At 61.7% G+C, this 14,375-nt stretch carries 14 protein-coding genes; 4 read left to right on the forward strand and 10 right to left on the reverse strand.

The genetic code is table 11. The features are described from left to right. The first annotated feature begins 907 nt into the window (after positions 1-907). Positions 908-2,377: a carbon starvation protein A gene (locus K8W16_RS07425; RefSeq protein ID WP_304122519.1), complete on the forward strand. Its 1,470-nt coding sequence runs from the start codon at positions 908-910 to the stop codon at positions 2,375-2,377. Between the two features lie 177 nt (positions 2,378-2,554). Further along, positions 2,555-3,463: an NAD(P)-dependent oxidoreductase gene (locus K8W16_RS07430; protein WP_304122520.1), complete on the forward strand. Its 909-nt coding sequence runs from the start codon at positions 2,555-2,557 to the stop codon at positions 3,461-3,463. 86 nt (positions 3,464-3,549) lie between these two features. On the opposite strand, the gene K8W16_RS07435 is transcribed toward K8W16_RS07430, so the two are convergent. The 4 genes from K8W16_RS07435 to asnS form a co-directional block, all read right to left on the reverse strand. Beyond that, on the reverse strand, positions 3,550-4,221 hold the full coding sequence (locus tag K8W16_RS07435) for an adenylate kinase (RefSeq protein WP_304122521.1): 672 nt from the start codon (positions 4,219-4,221) through the stop codon (positions 3,550-3,552). 195 nt (positions 4,222-4,416) lie between these two features. Continuing rightward, positions 4,417-5,301 (reverse strand): CoA-binding protein, encoded by an 885-nt coding sequence (locus tag K8W16_RS12395; protein WP_369694465.1) that lies wholly within the window; start codon positions 5,299-5,301, stop codon positions 4,417-4,419. A gap of 226 nt (positions 5,302-5,527) precedes the next feature. After that, the gene (locus tag K8W16_RS07450) at positions 5,528-6,121 is read right to left on the reverse strand and encodes a TrmH family RNA methyltransferase (protein WP_304122532.1); all 594 of its coding nucleotides are present in this window, start codon (positions 6,119-6,121) and stop codon (positions 5,528-5,530) included. After that, entirely contained in the window at positions 6,118-7,503 is a 1,386-nt protein-coding gene (gene asnS, locus K8W16_RS07455) for an asparagine--tRNA ligase (protein ID WP_304122522.1), read from the reverse strand. Before asnS ends, K8W16_RS07450 begins: the two co-directional genes overlap by 4 nt. A gap of 276 nt (positions 7,504-7,779) precedes the next feature. Between asnS and K8W16_RS07460 the strand changes: the two genes are divergently transcribed. Then, positions 7,780-8,238 (forward strand): YccF domain-containing protein, encoded by a 459-nt coding sequence (locus K8W16_RS07460; RefSeq protein WP_304122523.1) that lies wholly within the window; start codon positions 7,780-7,782, stop codon positions 8,236-8,238. Continuing rightward, on the forward strand, positions 8,235-8,705 hold the full coding sequence (locus K8W16_RS07465; RefSeq protein ID WP_304122524.1) for a metal-dependent hydrolase: 471 nt from the start codon (positions 8,235-8,237) through the stop codon (positions 8,703-8,705). The genes K8W16_RS07460 and K8W16_RS07465 overlap by 4 nt, the downstream gene beginning before the upstream one ends. 49 nt (positions 8,706-8,754) lie before the next feature. Here K8W16_RS07465 and K8W16_RS07470 read toward each other — a convergent pair whose 3' ends face one another. The 6 genes from K8W16_RS07470 to K8W16_RS07495 form a co-directional block, all read right to left on the reverse strand. After that, a complete protein-coding gene (locus tag K8W16_RS07470; RefSeq protein WP_304122525.1) occupies positions 8,755-9,795 on the reverse strand; it encodes a YafY family protein in 1,041 nt (346 codons plus the stop codon). 124 nt (positions 9,796-9,919) lie between these two features. Next, positions 9,920-12,130 (reverse strand): ATP-binding protein, encoded by a 2,211-nt coding sequence (locus K8W16_RS07475; RefSeq protein WP_304122526.1) that lies wholly within the window; start codon positions 12,128-12,130, stop codon positions 9,920-9,922. Positions 12,131-12,396: 266 nt separating this feature from the next. Further along, complete coding sequence (locus K8W16_RS07480) at positions 12,397-12,795, reverse strand: hypothetical protein (RefSeq protein WP_304122527.1); 399 nt, start codon at positions 12,793-12,795, stop codon at positions 12,397-12,399. Positions 12,796-12,947: 152 nt separating this feature from the next. Then, positions 12,948-13,190, reverse strand: coding sequence for a YMGG-like glycine zipper-containing protein (locus tag K8W16_RS07485; protein ID WP_304122528.1), 243 nt, complete (start codon positions 13,188-13,190; stop codon positions 12,948-12,950). A gap of 255 nt (positions 13,191-13,445) precedes the next feature. Then, positions 13,446-13,868, reverse strand: a complete 423-nt coding sequence (locus tag K8W16_RS07490; protein WP_304122529.1) for a hypothetical protein — start codon at positions 13,866-13,868, stop codon at positions 13,446-13,448. A 207-nt stretch (positions 13,869-14,075) separates the two neighbouring features. Beyond that, on the reverse strand, positions 14,076-14,375 hold a 300-nt coding region (locus K8W16_RS07495), incomplete at its 5' end, for a hypothetical protein (protein ID WP_304122530.1).

Raw genomic sequence — 14,375 nt, forward strand, 5'->3', positions numbered from 1 at the left:
GGCAAGCTTGAAGACCTCGGCGTTGTCGGTGTTCACATGAATGACCAGATCGTATCTCATGATATTCTCCTTACTGTCAGACATTATCCCCGCCCGGAAACTGCTCAGGCTCAGGGCTCTGCCGGGGCAGGATCAGCACCTTCCCGGAAGAAAGACGCATGTGAAAAGAATCTCATTACTCTTCTCTTCTGTCAATGCCTTTTTCCCCGCTCCCGGCCGGAAGAAAGCCTCTGTACAGGGCTGTGCCGCAGCATCTGCGGAAAAAAGCGTTCCCTGCCCGGAACCTTCCGGCCTCTCTGCCGGAAAGCCTTCTCCGCCTGAAGCAGCTTTTCCGCGACGGGGAGAGACAGGGGATTCTCTGCCTCCGCCTTCCGGAGCGAAAAAACGCCGCAGCTTCTTCCGGCCCTCATGGGCGGAAAACGCTTCTTTCCTGATCCCGGAAGGGACGGCCATGCAGCATCATGCTGCTTCCGGCACAAAAATATATCAGAATAAAGTGTTGACAACTCCCCCCGGGCAGGAGCAATGTGCATTCCCTGTCCCGCCGAGGAGAATTGCGGTTCCAGAATGTGGGACAAGAGTGGAGCAGAGGAAAACTCCACTCGCTCGGATAAGAGCGGAGCAGATGAAAACTCCACTCGCACGGATAAGAGCGGAGCAGATGAAAACTCCACTCGCACGGACACGAGGGCGAAGACACGCCACACACTGAGAACATGCCAGCTTCCAGGCCGCGCGGCAGAAAAATGAAGGAAGGGCAGTTCACCGGCGTTCCGCTCTCAGGTAGAAGCGGCCTCGCAGAACGAGAGCCCTCTGCCCCGGAAAGGGGCAACTCTTCACCCGCCCGATCGCGAAAACCGCCCTTATTGGAGAGGGCATCGGAGGCCGGCAAAGGCCGGATCTTTATATGTTTGGCATCCTGTATTTCTTTGTCTGCTGCGCACTGCTCGCAGCGGGCTACGCGCTGTACGGCGCCTTTGTGGAACATGTCTTCGGAGCCGACGGCTCCCGTGAAACTCCCGTCATGACCAAAAGAGACGGCGTGGACTTCGAACCCATGCCCCTCTGGAAGCTCTACATGAGCCAGATGATCAACATCGCCGGCCTCGGCCCCGTGCTCGGCACCATTCTCGGCGCGCTCTACGGCCCCGTGGCTCTTCTGTGGGTGGTCTTCGGCTCCATTTTCGCAGGCGCCGTGCACGACTATGCTGCCGGCATGATTTCCCTGAGGGAAGAAGGCATAAGCTATCCCGAGATCATAGGCCGCAACCTTGGCCCGGGAGCCCGTATTTTCATGGAATGTTTCACCATTCTCTTCATGGTCATGGTGGGGGCCACCTTCGTGCTGGCTCCGGCCGCCCTGCTTGCCAGCCTCTTCCCCCACTTTCTCACCGACCTCTTCCCCTCCGCGCCCACCCTGGCCTGGAGCGTCCTCATCTTTGCCTACTACTTTACGGCCACCATCATCCCCTTCGACCACATCGTGAGCCGCTTCTACCCCATCGTGGGCATACTGCTCATCTTCATGGCCTTCGGGCTTCTGCTTGCACTTTTCACCCAGGGCTATGAAATCCTGCCCAATACGGACTTCTTTACCAACGCCCACCCCGGGAACCTCCCCGTCTGGCCGCTTCTTTTCATCACCATCGCCTGCGGCGCCATAAGCGGCTTCCACGCCACGCAGTCCCCCCTGCGCGCCCGCTGCATGACTAATGAAAAGCTGAGCCGCCGCGTGTTCTACGGCGCCATGATCACCGAGGGCGTGCTCGGCCTCATCTGGGCAACCCTTGCCCTTTCCTTCTACCCCGATGCGGCCGCCCTTGCCGCCGCCATGGGCCCCAAGGGTTCCCCCACTCTGGTGGTGCAGGAAATATCCCTTACCCTGCTCGGCCCCGTGGGCGGCGTCTTCGCCATACTCGGCGTGGTGCTCCTGCCCGTGAGTACCGGCGACACGGCCTTCCGCGCCGCGCGTTCCATGCTGGCCGACCGCTTCCATATCGACCAGAAAAACACCTGCAAACGTGTGCTCACCGCCCTGCCCCTCTTCGCCGGGGGCGTGGCCCTCACCCTGCTCGATTTTCCCGTCATCTGGCGCTATTTCGGCTGGGCCAACCAGACCATGTCCTGCGTGAGCCTGTGGGCCTTTTCCGTGTGGCTCGCCCGGCACGGCCGCCTGCACTGGATCACCACCCTGCCCGCCCTGTTCATGACGACGGTGTGCACGGCCTATATCTGCTATGCGCCCATAGGGTTACGCCTTTCCATGGAAAATTCCACCCTCGCGGGCATGGTGGTCTCCCTCGCCTGCCTTGCGCTGTTCCTGCACTTTTGCAGGTCTGAGCGCCATGCGGGCATAAGCGCCCGCGCGGCCGGATAAGCCTGCCCCTTCCCGCCTGCAAGCCCCTCTTCGGAGGGGCTTTTTTCTGTGCCCGGAACGCAGCTCTGTGTCATAAAGATACATGTATAAACCATACATGTATGGCCCTGTTCCATAAAAAAGCTTTCTTTGCCTGTTATTCCGGGATAGTCTCGCTGGCACGGATATTGCTACGGCATGAATACAATATTCAGCAACGTGAAGGAGAAAACGCTCATGGCGGATATTGCATTCTTCGGACTCGGCACCATGGGGCTTCCCATGGCCCTCAATCTTCTCAGGGCGGGGCACCGCCTGCACGTCATGCCCTTCATGGGCGTCATGGAAGGCCCCGGAGAGGTGGAGCGGCACGGCGGCGTGATCCACGACAGCCTGGAAGCCATGCTGGAAAAGGCGGAATTCATCATCAGCGTCGTGCCGAACGACGATTCCGTACGCGACATATACCTCAACGAGGCCATGAAAAAGGCCATCCGCCCGGGCAGCATCATCATAGAAATGACTTCCTGCTCCCCGGACGTGGTGCGGGAAGTGGAAGCCTATTATAAGGATAGGAACGTCGGCGTCATCGACGCGCCCATCACCGGGGCGCTGCCCAAGGCCATAGACGGCACGCTGACCGTCATGGGCGCAGGCAAGGAGGAAGACTTCCGGCGTGCGGAACCGGTGTTTGCAGCCATGGCGGAAAAGGTGTTCCGGCTCGGCCGGGTGGGCAACGGCAAGCTCATCAAGGCCATGACCAACCTGCTCGGGGCCGTGAATCTCGCCGCCGTGGGGGAATTCTACCGCTTCGCTTCCGCCATGGGCCTGAACATGGAGGAAGCGGCGGAGGTGGTGAAGAAAAGCGCGGGCGGATCCACGCAGTTCGACAGGAACTTCTTCAAGATGGTGGAGGGGGACTACAGCCCCGCCTTCACCCTCGCCCTGCTGCGTAAGGACATGGGCATAGCGCTGAAAAGTGCCGAAACTCATCCAGATCTTGCCCTGCCCCTTTCCCGCCTGGCCTATGAGCTGTACCTTCAGGCTTCGGCCTACGACAGGGAAGACTGCAGTTCCATAGCCCGCCTGAACGGCACGCAGAAATAACGCCCGAAGGCCCTGCGACAAAAACCCCGGAACCGCACCTGCGGAACCGGGGCTTCTTCCTGCAACGCCCTTTCAGGCGCATGCCGCTATTTCAGCTTGGAAAGCAGATCTTCGCGTATGGCGTCGATGGTGCCGCTGCCGTCCAGCTCGATATAACGGGTCACACCCTTGGCGGCCAGATCCTTGAAATAGTAGGCTGCGGCCAGGGTGCCGTTCTTTTCGTCATAGTAGATATCGTGACGCTTGTTTATGGCTGCCTCGTCCTGATCGTCGGGGCGGGTCTTCAACGCGCCGCCGCACACGCGGCAGACGTCGCCGTTGGGCTTTATGGCGTCGATATAGATGTTGTTGGGGTGATTGTTGTTGTTCACGCAAAGGCGGCGGCCCATGATGCGGTCGCGGGCTATCTTGCGGGGAAGAAGAATTTCCACCACATAGTCGAGCTTGAGACCTTCCTTTTCCAGCGCGTCTTCCAGCTTGCGGGCCTGTTCCATGTTGCGGGGGAAGCCGTCCAGAAGCCAGCCCTTGTCGCCCTGCGCCTCCAGGATATCCAGCACCATGGGGATGGTGATATCGTCGGGCACAAGCTCGCCCTTGTCGATGTAGGCCTTGGCCTTTTTCCCCAGTTCCGTGCCGTTTCCAATGTGCTCACGGAAAACCGCGCCGGATTCGATGTGCTGAATGCCGTACTTTTCCATGAGAAGGGCGCCCTGGGTACCCTTGCCGCTGCCGTTGGGGCCAAAAATCAGAATATTCATCAGAATCCTCTGGCGCTTTTGCGCGTGCGCGCCCCCGGGTCCCCCCGGCGGGCTTCCTGCGTGCATGCTCCCGGCATACACGCGGAGCGAAGCCTTGCCCCGCCCCCCTGTTAATGAACTTCATGCCGCAATGCGCGGCAAACCGCAAACCGAACCGCCCGTGGCGGCGCCTCCCGCCTGGACGGGAGGAAAATATCAACCCTCGGATTCCGAGGGAAGCTCCTTTTCCTCCACCACAAGGGCACGGCCTTCATGAAGCCCGTCCCGGGCAAGGAGCTTGTAATCCTTCAGATACCGGTACCCTTCGCGGGCAAAGCACGCGTGGGAGACCTCGCGCATGATGCCGGGGCAGTCCTCCCTTGCCATGGAAAAGCTCACCTCATCCACAAGATTGCCCCGGAAAAAAGGCCAAGCCCGGCACACCGCGGGCCGCGCAGGGTGTATGGAACAGCCCCGGCCCGCCTTGAAGAAAAGACAGAAGCCGTCTTCCCCGCATTTCAGCGTGGGCTTTCCGCCCATATTTTCGGTATAACGCGCGAGCACTTCCTCCGCAGGAAGGCCGAAATGAGCGCACAGACGGGGCAGGTCGCCCGGCCCCACCACAATGCCGCCGCGCCCTTCGCAGCACTTGCCGCATCTGCGGCAGGAAAACACGGGGGAACTTTCATCGAACAAGGCGGCGTGCACCGTCTGGATGCAGCGGTCCTCCACAACCTTCACCCCGGCCTGTGCCATGAGCATGCCCGCCTCGGGGCTGCGTATGCCCTCCTGCATCCAGAAAATGAGCGGAAGATGCGGCAGGGAAAGCACTTCGCGCGCATGCTCCCCGCAATATTGCGGCGCGCGGAACAGGCAGACGATATCCGGCTGGAAGCCCCTCTCGGGAAGTTCCCTGATGTTCCGTACCGTGGGGATGCCCCAGGCCTGCCTGCGCGCGCTGTGCACGGGCATGACGTTGAAACCGGCATTGAGAAGATAGCGACCCACATGGTCCACAGGGGAACCGGGCTTGTCCTTGGCGCCTACTATGGCGATATTCCTTGCGCGGCCGAGCAGGTCGCGCAGATCGTCGAGCAGCATGGAAACTCCGCGGGAGACATTCGTCACAAAACATATCTATTGTACGCCCCCACATGCCTCATTGGCAATGGTCTTGAGGCTGAAAAGAGGCAAAAAACCTGCTCCCCCTACAAAAAGCCCCCGTTCCATGAGAAACGGGGGCCGATCCGGCAAAAAAAGCCTTCCCCCGGACGGGAAAACGTGCCCGGAAAGGGCATCTCCCCTTCCGGGAAGGAGTCATACCCGCTCATGCCTTGTCCAGCCAGGCGTTCAGGCGCTCTTCATACTCCTCGTCGCTCCAGAGCCTGCGCTCGTACATGCCCGCCAGGGCGCGCTGACGCGAGGCCTCAGCCAGCATGAGCGCGGAAGCCACGGACACGTTGAAGCTCTGCACCATGCCGTACATGGGAATGTACACCTCCCCGTCCACCAGAGGCACGAGTTCCGGGGAAACGCCCGAATGTTCGTTGCCCATGATGATAGCCGTGGGCTTTGTGAAATCATAGTCGGTAAGCGGCCGCGAAGAGGGGGAGCAGCTTGTGGCAAGTATCTGCATGTTCTGGCCGCGCAGGCACTCGATGAGCTCCTCCAGGCCCGCATGGCGCACGGTGTTCACCCACTTGAAGGCCGAAGCCGAGGTCTTGCGGCTGAGCTGCGGGAAGGCGCAGCGCGAATAGTAAAGATGCACCTCCGGCACCCCGAAGGCGTCGCAGCTGCGGTATATGGCCGACACGTTGTGCGGATCCCACACGTTGTCCATGACAAGAGTAAGGCCCTTCTGGCGCCTGGAAAGCACCGTCTCTATCTTCGCCCTGCGGCGTTCAGTCATGGCTCGCATCAGAACTCCAGGGAACCCGTGGTACGGGGGAAGGGCAGAACGTCGCGGATATTGGAAATACCCGTAAGAAGCATGATCATGCGTTCAAAGCCCATGCCGAAGCCGGAATGGGGCACGCTGCCGAAGCGGCGCAGGTCGAGGTACCACCAGTAGTCCTCCACCTTCTGCCCGAGCTCGGTGATGCGCCCCTCCAGGCGGTCGAGGCGCTCCTCTCTCTGGCTGCCGCCCACAAGCTCGCCGATACGCGGCACAAGCAGGTCCATGGCGGCCACGGTCTCATTGTCGTCGTTCATGCGCATGTAGAACGCCTTGATATCCTTGGGATAGTCGTAAACCGTCACCGGAGAGCGGAAATATTCCTCGGCCAGGAAGCGCTCATGCTCCGTCTGCAGGTCCGTGCCGAAGGACACGGGGTATTCAAACTTTTTCCCGCTTTCCTGCAGAAGCTTCACCGCGTCGCGGTAGCTCACGCGGGCATACTTCTTGTCCATCATGTCCCTGAGGCCGTCCAGAAGGCCGGGGGCGACGAACTTGTCGAAAAGGGCCACGTCGTCCGCACAGCGTTCCACCACATGGCGCACCACATGGCGGATCAGCCCTTCGGCAAGCTCCATGTTGTCCCACAGGTCGTTGAACGCGGCTTCGGGCTCCACCATCCAGAACTCGGCGGCATGGCGCGGGGTGTAGGAATGTTCGGCGCGGAAGGTGGGGCCGAAGTTGTACACCTTGCCGAGCGCGCATGCCAGGGCCTCGGCCTCCAGCTGGCCCGACACTGTAAGGCTGGCCTGCTTGCCGAAGAAATCGTTCTCAAACACGTTGCCCGAAGCAGGCTTCGGGCCGCCGTCCACCGGGAGCGTCGTCACGCGGAACATCTCGCCCGCGCCCTCGCAGTCGGAACCGGTGAGTATGGGGGCCTGCACATAGTAGTAGCCGAGCGCACGGAAATAATCGTGCACGGCAAGCGCCGCCTCGGAGCGGATACGGAAGGCAGCGCCGTACTTGTTGGTGCGGGCACGAAGGTGCGCGATGGTGCGCAGGAACTCGTCGGAATGGCGCTTCTTCTGAAGCGGGAACACAGCCGGATCGGCCAGGCCGAACACCGTCATGCCCTCGGCGTGCACCTCCCACTTCTGCCCCTTGCCGGGAGACTCCACAAGGTCGCCGCAGACGCTCACCGCCGCGCCCGTGTTCACGCCTTCAAGGGCGCTCCAGGCCTGCGTGCCCTCGTCGATGATGCACTGAAGATTCTTCAGGCAGGAACCGTCGTTGAGTTCAAGAAAGGCAAACCCCTTGGAATCGCGGCGGGTTCTCACCCAGCCGCATACGGTGATGCCGGTGCGCGGTCCGGCGGAAGCCAGAGCTTCGCTGATGCTGGTACGCTGCATGGAAAATCTCTCCGGGAAGGAAGTTGATATTGAACTTACAAGGCGGAAGCCGCGCCCGGTGCGGGGAAAACACGTTTTCCCGGAAGGCAGGCTTTCAGAAATCCCTCGGGAGCGATCCGCCTTGAATGGTGCGTAAGCATACGCCATAGAGGCACGCTCTGCAACCGCCGCCCGGATGCCTTTTCCTGCCGCACCCCGCCCCTTGCGAAGCGCCGCCCCCGCCGCTATACTTCCCTTCCGCGCGCCTTTCGTACCTGTGCGGAATATGAGGAAAACATGAGCGTTATCGGCAACATACTCTGGATCATCTTTGGCGGGTGGATTTCGGCCCTGCTCTGGCTCCTGGCCGGGGTTCTGGCATGCGTGAGCATTGTCGGCCTGCCCTGGGGAAGGGCCTGTTTCGTCATGGCCGGCTTTGCCTTCATGCCCTTCGGCTATGAGTCCATCTCCCGCGAAGTGCTCTACGGCAGAGGCGACATAGGTACCGGCGCGCCCGGCATGGTGGGCAACGCGCTCTGGTTCATCTTCGCCGGGCTGTGGATTGCCCTCGGCCATGCGGCCCTGGCCGCGGGACTCGCCCTCACCATCGTGGGCATCCCCTTCGCCTGGCAGCACATCAAGCTCGCGGAGCTCGCCCTCTTCCCCATAGGAAAAACCGTGGTCCCCTGCGAAATGGCCGAAGAGGCGCGCCGCCGCCGCGCCGCCGAAGAGCTCGACAGGAGAAGAAAGCCGTGAAATGGATCACCCATCAGAGCGCGGCGCTCATGGCCGCATTTTCCGTCGGGCTCCCCCTTGCAGGCATCGCCGCCGCATGGGCGGGTTCCGTGATGCCCGACGTCCTCGATCAACGGGCCGCAAACCGCGCCTTCTTCCGGCAGAAAAAATTCAATCAGGTACACCGGAAGGCCTCGCACTGGTTCGGCTGGTGGCTGGCCCTCTGGGCGTGGTCGCTCACCGGGCAGCTCGGCCCCCTGCCCGACGCCCTGGTGGGAGGCTTCGGCTTCGGCGCGCTCACCCATGTTTTGCTCGACATGTGCACCACGCACGGCGTGCCGCTTCTGCCCTTCGGCAACACGCGTTTTTCCCTGAAGATATGCAGCACGGGAAGCTTCGGGGAATACGCCATACTCATCATGAGCGTGCTGGTCTTCTGGGTGGCGAAAAAACCCGAGCTTCTGCACTTTCATGTGCCTTTGTATTAGCCTCCCTGCGGAAAAACTTGCCGGAAGGACGTCGCACCCTGCTGCGCCCTCATGCCCCGCCTTCCCTTTTGCCCTTCCCCGGCCCTTCCGCGTAAAGGGCCACCATGCCGCGCACGCGCTCGGCCATTTCTTCCCTGAGCCACGCGGGAGACAGCACTTCCGCCGTATCGGCAAAGCTCATGGCCCAGGCAATGACCTCAGCCTCGCTCCGGGCCGTCATGGTCAGCGTGATGCTGCCGTCCCTGTGCCTTGTCACGGACTGGTCGCGGCTCCAGGCACGCTCGGAGGCATAGGTCGCCGCCGAGGGAGAAAAACGCACGCGCACGCGGAAAGGTTCCTCCCCCATCAGGCCGAAGCAGCCTTCGAGCTCCTCTTCCACTTCAGGCAGATGCGCGCCGCTGCGCTTCGTCATGCGCGAATCCGTCATGCGATGCACGGCCAGGTTGGTGGGGGTAGAAAAGAGCGCCCTGGCCCTGCCTTCTTCCGAAACCAGCCAGCCGTGCACATAAAGGGCCTCGCGGTAGGCAATAAGCCTGCATGGCGCGAAACAATGCCTTTTCTCCTCGCCGCACAGGGAGGGACGGTAACTTACTTCGCATACCCTGCGCAACCGTATGGCTTCTATCATGGTTCGCAGCGTTTCCTGAAACGGGGAATAGTCGATGGGCCCCTTGGCAAAAGCCCGCCCCACCTCCTCCAGAATATCCGAAGGGCAACTGTCGGAAACATAGGCCGAAGCCTGCTGAAGCGTGGCGTCCACCGTCTGCTGCATGGACTTCGGCAGAAGGTGCAGGATGAAGGCCCGGCACAGGGCAAGCTGGCGCAGGCCTTCAGGGTCGAGGCTTATTTTCGGCAGGTTCCGGGGCCGCTCCAGGCGGTAGGCCACCTCGCGCCCGCGCATCTCGCGCAGCAGTGTGCCGAAAGATGCGGCTTCCAGCTGGTCGATAAGGCGGCGCACCGTCTGCTTTGAACACTCCAGCCTGCGGGACAGTTCCGTGAGGCTGATCTCCCTGCCGCTGAAAAGCAGCATGCTGTACACCGAGAGCAGCTTTTCCGAAGGCGTCATGTCCTGATTCCACTTTCTGCCCATGCCCGTCCCCCCCCCGCCGAACGATGCAGGGCGCAGGCCCTGCCGCACAACATTCAGAAATACCTATAGAAAAAAAACGGAAGCCGGGCAAGGGCGAGAGCCAAGGAGCCTTTCCGGCCCGCCCCTACCTCAGGAAGCCGACGGCCCCCTCCTTATGCTCCAGCTTGAGCGCCACTTCCCGGGCAAGGGCTTCCACGAGTACGCTGTGCGAAACATTCTCCGGGGAGACGAAAAGCGGGTCGTACTGCGCGCGCACGGCGTGGAAATCCCCCGGGGTCAGGCACTTCATGGCAAGAAGCTTCTGAAGAAGCTCCTCCGGCATCTCTGTGCCGCACAGCGGGGAGAACAGTTTTTCATAGAGCCTGCGCACCTGACTGCTCCCTGCGTAGCCGAAGGCCACCTTCTGCGGAAAGCGCCGCATGGCCGCCGCATCGAGTATGTCCCGGCGGTTGGTGGTGCAGATGCAGAACACGCGACATTCCTCCAGCGCGGTGAGGAATTCGTTGACCATGGTATTTTCCCAGGAATGACGGGCCATGCTGCGGGAGGAAAGGAAACTGTCCGCCTCGTCGATGACGAGCACGGCCCCGGACTTCTCCGCCTGCCGGAAGGCTGCGGCGATGTTCTTTTCCGTTTCTCCCACGAAGGCGTTCATGAGATCGCTCGCCCGCCTGCACAGACATTCGCGGCCGAGCCTGTCCGCCATGTAGCGGGCCAGGGCCGTCTTGCCCGTACCGGGAGGGCCGTAAAAAAGCATGGCTCCACAGCCGGAGCGCAGGGCCTTGTTTTCACGCATGGCGGCATCCACACGGCGGCAGCGCGCCATGAAGGCCTCCACGTCCCCTTCCATGCACACGCCCTCCGGCGTGAACTCCTCCAGCTCCGGGGAGGGGCGCTTCGGCCTGAATTCCCCTCCGGCCTGAAGCGTGAGATGCGCCTGCAGGATGCGCTCCAGAGCGGCATAGAAGTCCCGCCTTTTCCCGTACAGGCTCCGCGCCTGGGAGACGGCTTCCTGGATCACCGCCGCCTCCACAGGATAGCTCCGGGAGAGCGCCGTCATACGCGGTACGTCGAACCTTCCGGCAAGGCCGAGCCTTTTCATGACCTGCCGCCAGACTTCCACCCTGCCGCCCACACCGAGGTTCTCAAAGTATATGCTGAAGGAAAAGCGCCGCCGCACGGCCGGGTCGATATGATCCACCTGGTTGCTTATCCAGATGACGCGCCGCCCCGGACTTTCCAGAAAGTCGTTGAGCCAGGCCTTGTCCTTGGTCTGGCGGCCGAAGGCGAGGTCGGTATCCAGAAGCCTTTCGGCCTCGTCCACCACCACGAAGGACCCCTTGTGGAGGGAAGAGAGGTGCAGGCATGCGGTGAGCGAGGCACGGCGGTCACTGTCGCTGTCGTTCTCGCGGCTGGTCACGGCCCAGGCCTTCACGCCGCACTCCCGCGCCAGGGTGCGCGCAAAGCTGCTCTTGCCCGTGCCGGAAGCCCCGTAGAGCAGAATGTGCACAGGGGCCTCGTCCCTGCGCTGAAGCAGCCTCAGGGCATGCCCGGCATCCGCCGCCGGGATGTGGAAGGAATGAAGCGGCAGGCTTTCGCCCTCCAGCGGACGGTGGAACAGCGTCTCCTGCCGGGGTTCTTCGGCATCCCAGAAGGCCAGTACGGATTCGGTGAGCCTCAGGACGTTGCCGAAGGCGGAGGATTCCAGTATGCCGAAGCCGACCAGCTCCTCCGTGACCGGGCGCAGACAGGAAAAGGGGATACCCAGCATCTGCGCGAGCAGTCGGCGACGGCCGAAGCGGAACACATTGAGTTCGTCCTCAAAATAATGCTCCACGGCGGAAAAATGCTGAAGGATGAAAATAAACTCGCACACGGCCCGGGCCTCTCTTCCAAGGCCGAACACGCGCTCCAGCCCCTGCCCGGCCCGCGCGTATATGGCGCCGTCCGTTTCCTGCCCCATGACTTCCCGGCAGACGTTACAGGCAACGGCATAGCCCAGATCCTCCAGGCAGGGATGATCCTTCAAGAGCTCCTCACAGGCGAAAGATGCGTTCAGCGTGCGGAGATTCTCCAGTATCTCCCGGACGGCCCGCCGTGCGGCGGGCATGCCGGCCTTCCTCGGCGCCCCGTCCATGGCCTTCAGCAAGGCCCAGAGCAGAGGCTCCTTTTCTCCCAGCACCCAGAACAGGCAATCGAAAAAATTCTCGTCCATGCCCACGCGCTGTTCCAGGGCGCATATGAGCCAGGAGGCGGTCTTCTTGCGCGCATAGTCGATCTCGACCTCCCCCGTAAGCCTCGGTGAAACGCTCCGGCTCTTCCTTCTCGATATCATCAGCATACTCCTTTTTTTCAAAAGGAACCTATAAAAGCCTCGTGCCAGATTCCGGCTGTCGTTGTCATTTTTTAATATCCATATATTACACATGGATAAATCTATTTTTCCGCAGAGATGCTTTTTGCGGCCCCGCGCGCCTCATCGCAAAAAGGCCCTTTCCCCTCCTTCCGCCCCGGGCACAAGGCGCAAAAAAAGCCCGAAGCGTTACGCTTCAGGCTTCACACGCCCGCATGTTTCAGGCTTCGAAAAGGCTTCTCAGAGGGCTACGCGCCCGGATCCTTATCCTTCAGGCTGACCAAAGGCTGCAAAGGGCGCGAGACGCAGAGGCCCCTGCCCGTCGCCGTATCCACCAGAACGAGCTGCGACAGGTCAAAGCCCGCGGCGAGAGGATACTCAGAGGGCACGGACAGACGGCAGAACACGGCAATCCCCTTGTCACCCGCCCCTTCCGCACGGCCCAGGGCCGCCCGCTCCTCATGAGAAAGCGCGAGGGAAAAGCCGGGGGAAAGCAAAAAGACATCGCCCAGCACCAGTATACCCCGCGCGTCCTCCAGGCTTTCCAGGAGTACGGCCTTCGCCTCCGAGGAAAGGCGGCGCAGCCTGCACCGGCGCGCCCCGTTCAGGGCCTTGAACCCTCCGGGAAAAACAACTTCGTATTCCATGGACGGAATGTGGCATAAAAAAAGGCGCGCGGCAAGGAGCAGCGCACCTTGCCGCGCACGGAGGAACAGCTTCTGAGGAGAAAGGAAGCGTTCGTACCGCAAAAGTTCCTTACGGGCAGGGAGAGCCTCAAAGAGCCGCTCCCGGAAGGGCTCTAGCGCCCCCTTTCATGCCCGTATATGCCGCCCGCAAGAGCCCCTATGCCGCCGCCGATAAGCGCGCCCATGGTGCCGCTGCCCCCGGCTATGGCCGAGATGCCCGCGCCTGCGAGCGCCCCTACCCCCGCGCCGGAAAGCGCGCCCTGCTGCGTCCTGTTCATGTGCGTGCAGCCCACGGAACCGAACACAAGGGAGGCGCAGAAAAAAAGCGCCGCTCCCGCCGCCATGTATCCTTTCATGCCGTTCTCCTTATGCGCCCGCATGCGGGCGTCTGACGTTCCATCCCCTGAGAAAAGCGCGGTAAAGGGATCTTTGCCGGAGCGCTCCGGAAGAGACCGCGTTTCACGTCGCGTCTTCTTCTCTGCGACAACGCGGAAAAAGCCGTCTTCGGAGCCTCACGCCCGCTCCGCACAGCGCCTTGCGGAAAGCCGCCACCCAAGACGCTGTTGCGGCATTTTCGCCTTCACACTCGAAAACGTGTTCGACAGGCCGCGTTAAGACCGCGCGCTCCCCGCCTTCAGGGCCGGGCCGATCATTTCCGTCCATATCACGTCAAAAACGTGGCGGTTCTTCTGATCAGGGTTCTGCACATAATACTCGTCGATGCGGCGCACGAGCTCCGGCCGCGTCGTATCATGGAAGGCTATCTGCCAGCCGTTGGCGAACAGGGAAAGGCTGACGCTCTCCCCTTTTTCCTGCGCGGCTTCGGCCAGGGCGGATTCCATGGCCAGAGCACATTCCACGCCGAGAAGGAAATCCAGCCTGGACTGCGGGGCTGAATCCTCCCACACATAGCCGTTCAGAGAGGAAATTTCCGCCGCTTCCGGCTCGGCGCCTGCCTCCTCTGCCCGGCAGACGGACGCTCCCAGCAAAACGGCCAGCAACAGCGCAACCATGCTCCACGATATCACTCTCATACCAGCCTCCTTACATGTTTGCCCCATGCTGAAAGAGGCCGCATGAGAGGTCAATGACAATATCCCCGGCGCCTCCCCGGCTGCCGCATACGCTTCCGGCGAAGAAAAAACGCGTCCTCCGCCGGAGCACAGGCACGAAAAAGCCCCGGAAGCCTCCTTGAAGGAAGCCCACGGGGCCGGGGGCGCGTCCCGCTCAGGGGCGAGCGTTCAGTCCTTTTTTTCCATGCACACCACGCGTACGCCGGGGTGTCCTTCCGTGCGCGAAGCCTGCGCCTTGAACAGGGAAAGCCAGTTCTTGCCGAGAAGAGTTTCGGCCAGCCATTCGGCGTTGTGCAGCACGGGGCGATGCGTGTCGATAACGGGCTTGTCCTCCCGCACCTTGTCCTTGCCGCGTGCGGGATGCTCCATGTCCATAGTCATGAGGGTACGGGCTATGCCTATCTTGCAGGATGGGCAGCCCACAAGAATAGGGGCATCGGACTTGTAGCCCGCGAGAGCGCTCTGCAG

Origin of the sequence: Mailhella massiliensis (genome assembly GCF_020741395.1) — a bacterium.
Taxonomy (GTDB): Bacteria; Desulfobacterota; Desulfovibrionia; order Desulfovibrionales; family Desulfovibrionaceae; genus Mailhella; species Mailhella massiliensis_A.

Excerpts from the sequence above, each read along its gene's own strand:
- K8W16_RS07425 (WP_304122519.1), top strand. The coding sequence starts at position 908 with ATGTTTGGCATCCTGTATTTCTTTGTCTGCTGCGCACTGCTCGCAGCG.
- K8W16_RS07430 (WP_304122520.1), top strand. The coding sequence starts at position 2,555 with ATGAATACAATATTCAGCAACGTGAAGGAGAAAACGCTCATGGCGGAT.
- K8W16_RS07435 (WP_304122521.1), bottom strand. The coding sequence starts at position 4,221 with ATGAATATTCTGATTTTTGGCCCCAACGGCAGCGGCAAGGGTACCCAG.
- K8W16_RS12395 (WP_369694465.1), bottom strand. The coding sequence starts at position 5,301 with ATGCTGCTCGACGATCTGCGCGACCTGCTCGGCCGCGCAAGGAATATC.
- asnS (WP_304122522.1), bottom strand. The coding sequence starts at position 7,503 with ATGCAGCGTACCAGCATCAGCGAAGCTCTGGCTTCCGCCGGACCGCGC.
- K8W16_RS07460 (WP_304122523.1), top strand. The coding sequence starts at position 7,780 with ATGAGCGTTATCGGCAACATACTCTGGATCATCTTTGGCGGGTGGATT.
- K8W16_RS07470 (WP_304122525.1), bottom strand. The coding sequence starts at position 9,795 with ATGGGCAGAAAGTGGAATCAGGACATGACGCCTTCGGAAAAGCTGCTC.
- K8W16_RS07475 (WP_304122526.1), bottom strand. The coding sequence starts at position 12,130 with ATGATATCGAGAAGGAAGAGCCGGAGCGTTTCACCGAGGCTTACGGGG.
- K8W16_RS07480 (WP_304122527.1), bottom strand. The coding sequence starts at position 12,795 with ATGGAATACGAAGTTGTTTTTCCCGGAGGGTTCAAGGCCCTGAACGGG.
- K8W16_RS07485 (WP_304122528.1), bottom strand. The coding sequence starts at position 13,190 with ATGAAAGGATACATGGCGGCGGGAGCGGCGCTTTTTTTCTGCGCCTCC.
- K8W16_RS07490 (WP_304122529.1), bottom strand. The coding sequence starts at position 13,868 with ATGAGAGTGATATCGTGGAGCATGGTTGCGCTGTTGCTGGCCGTTTTG.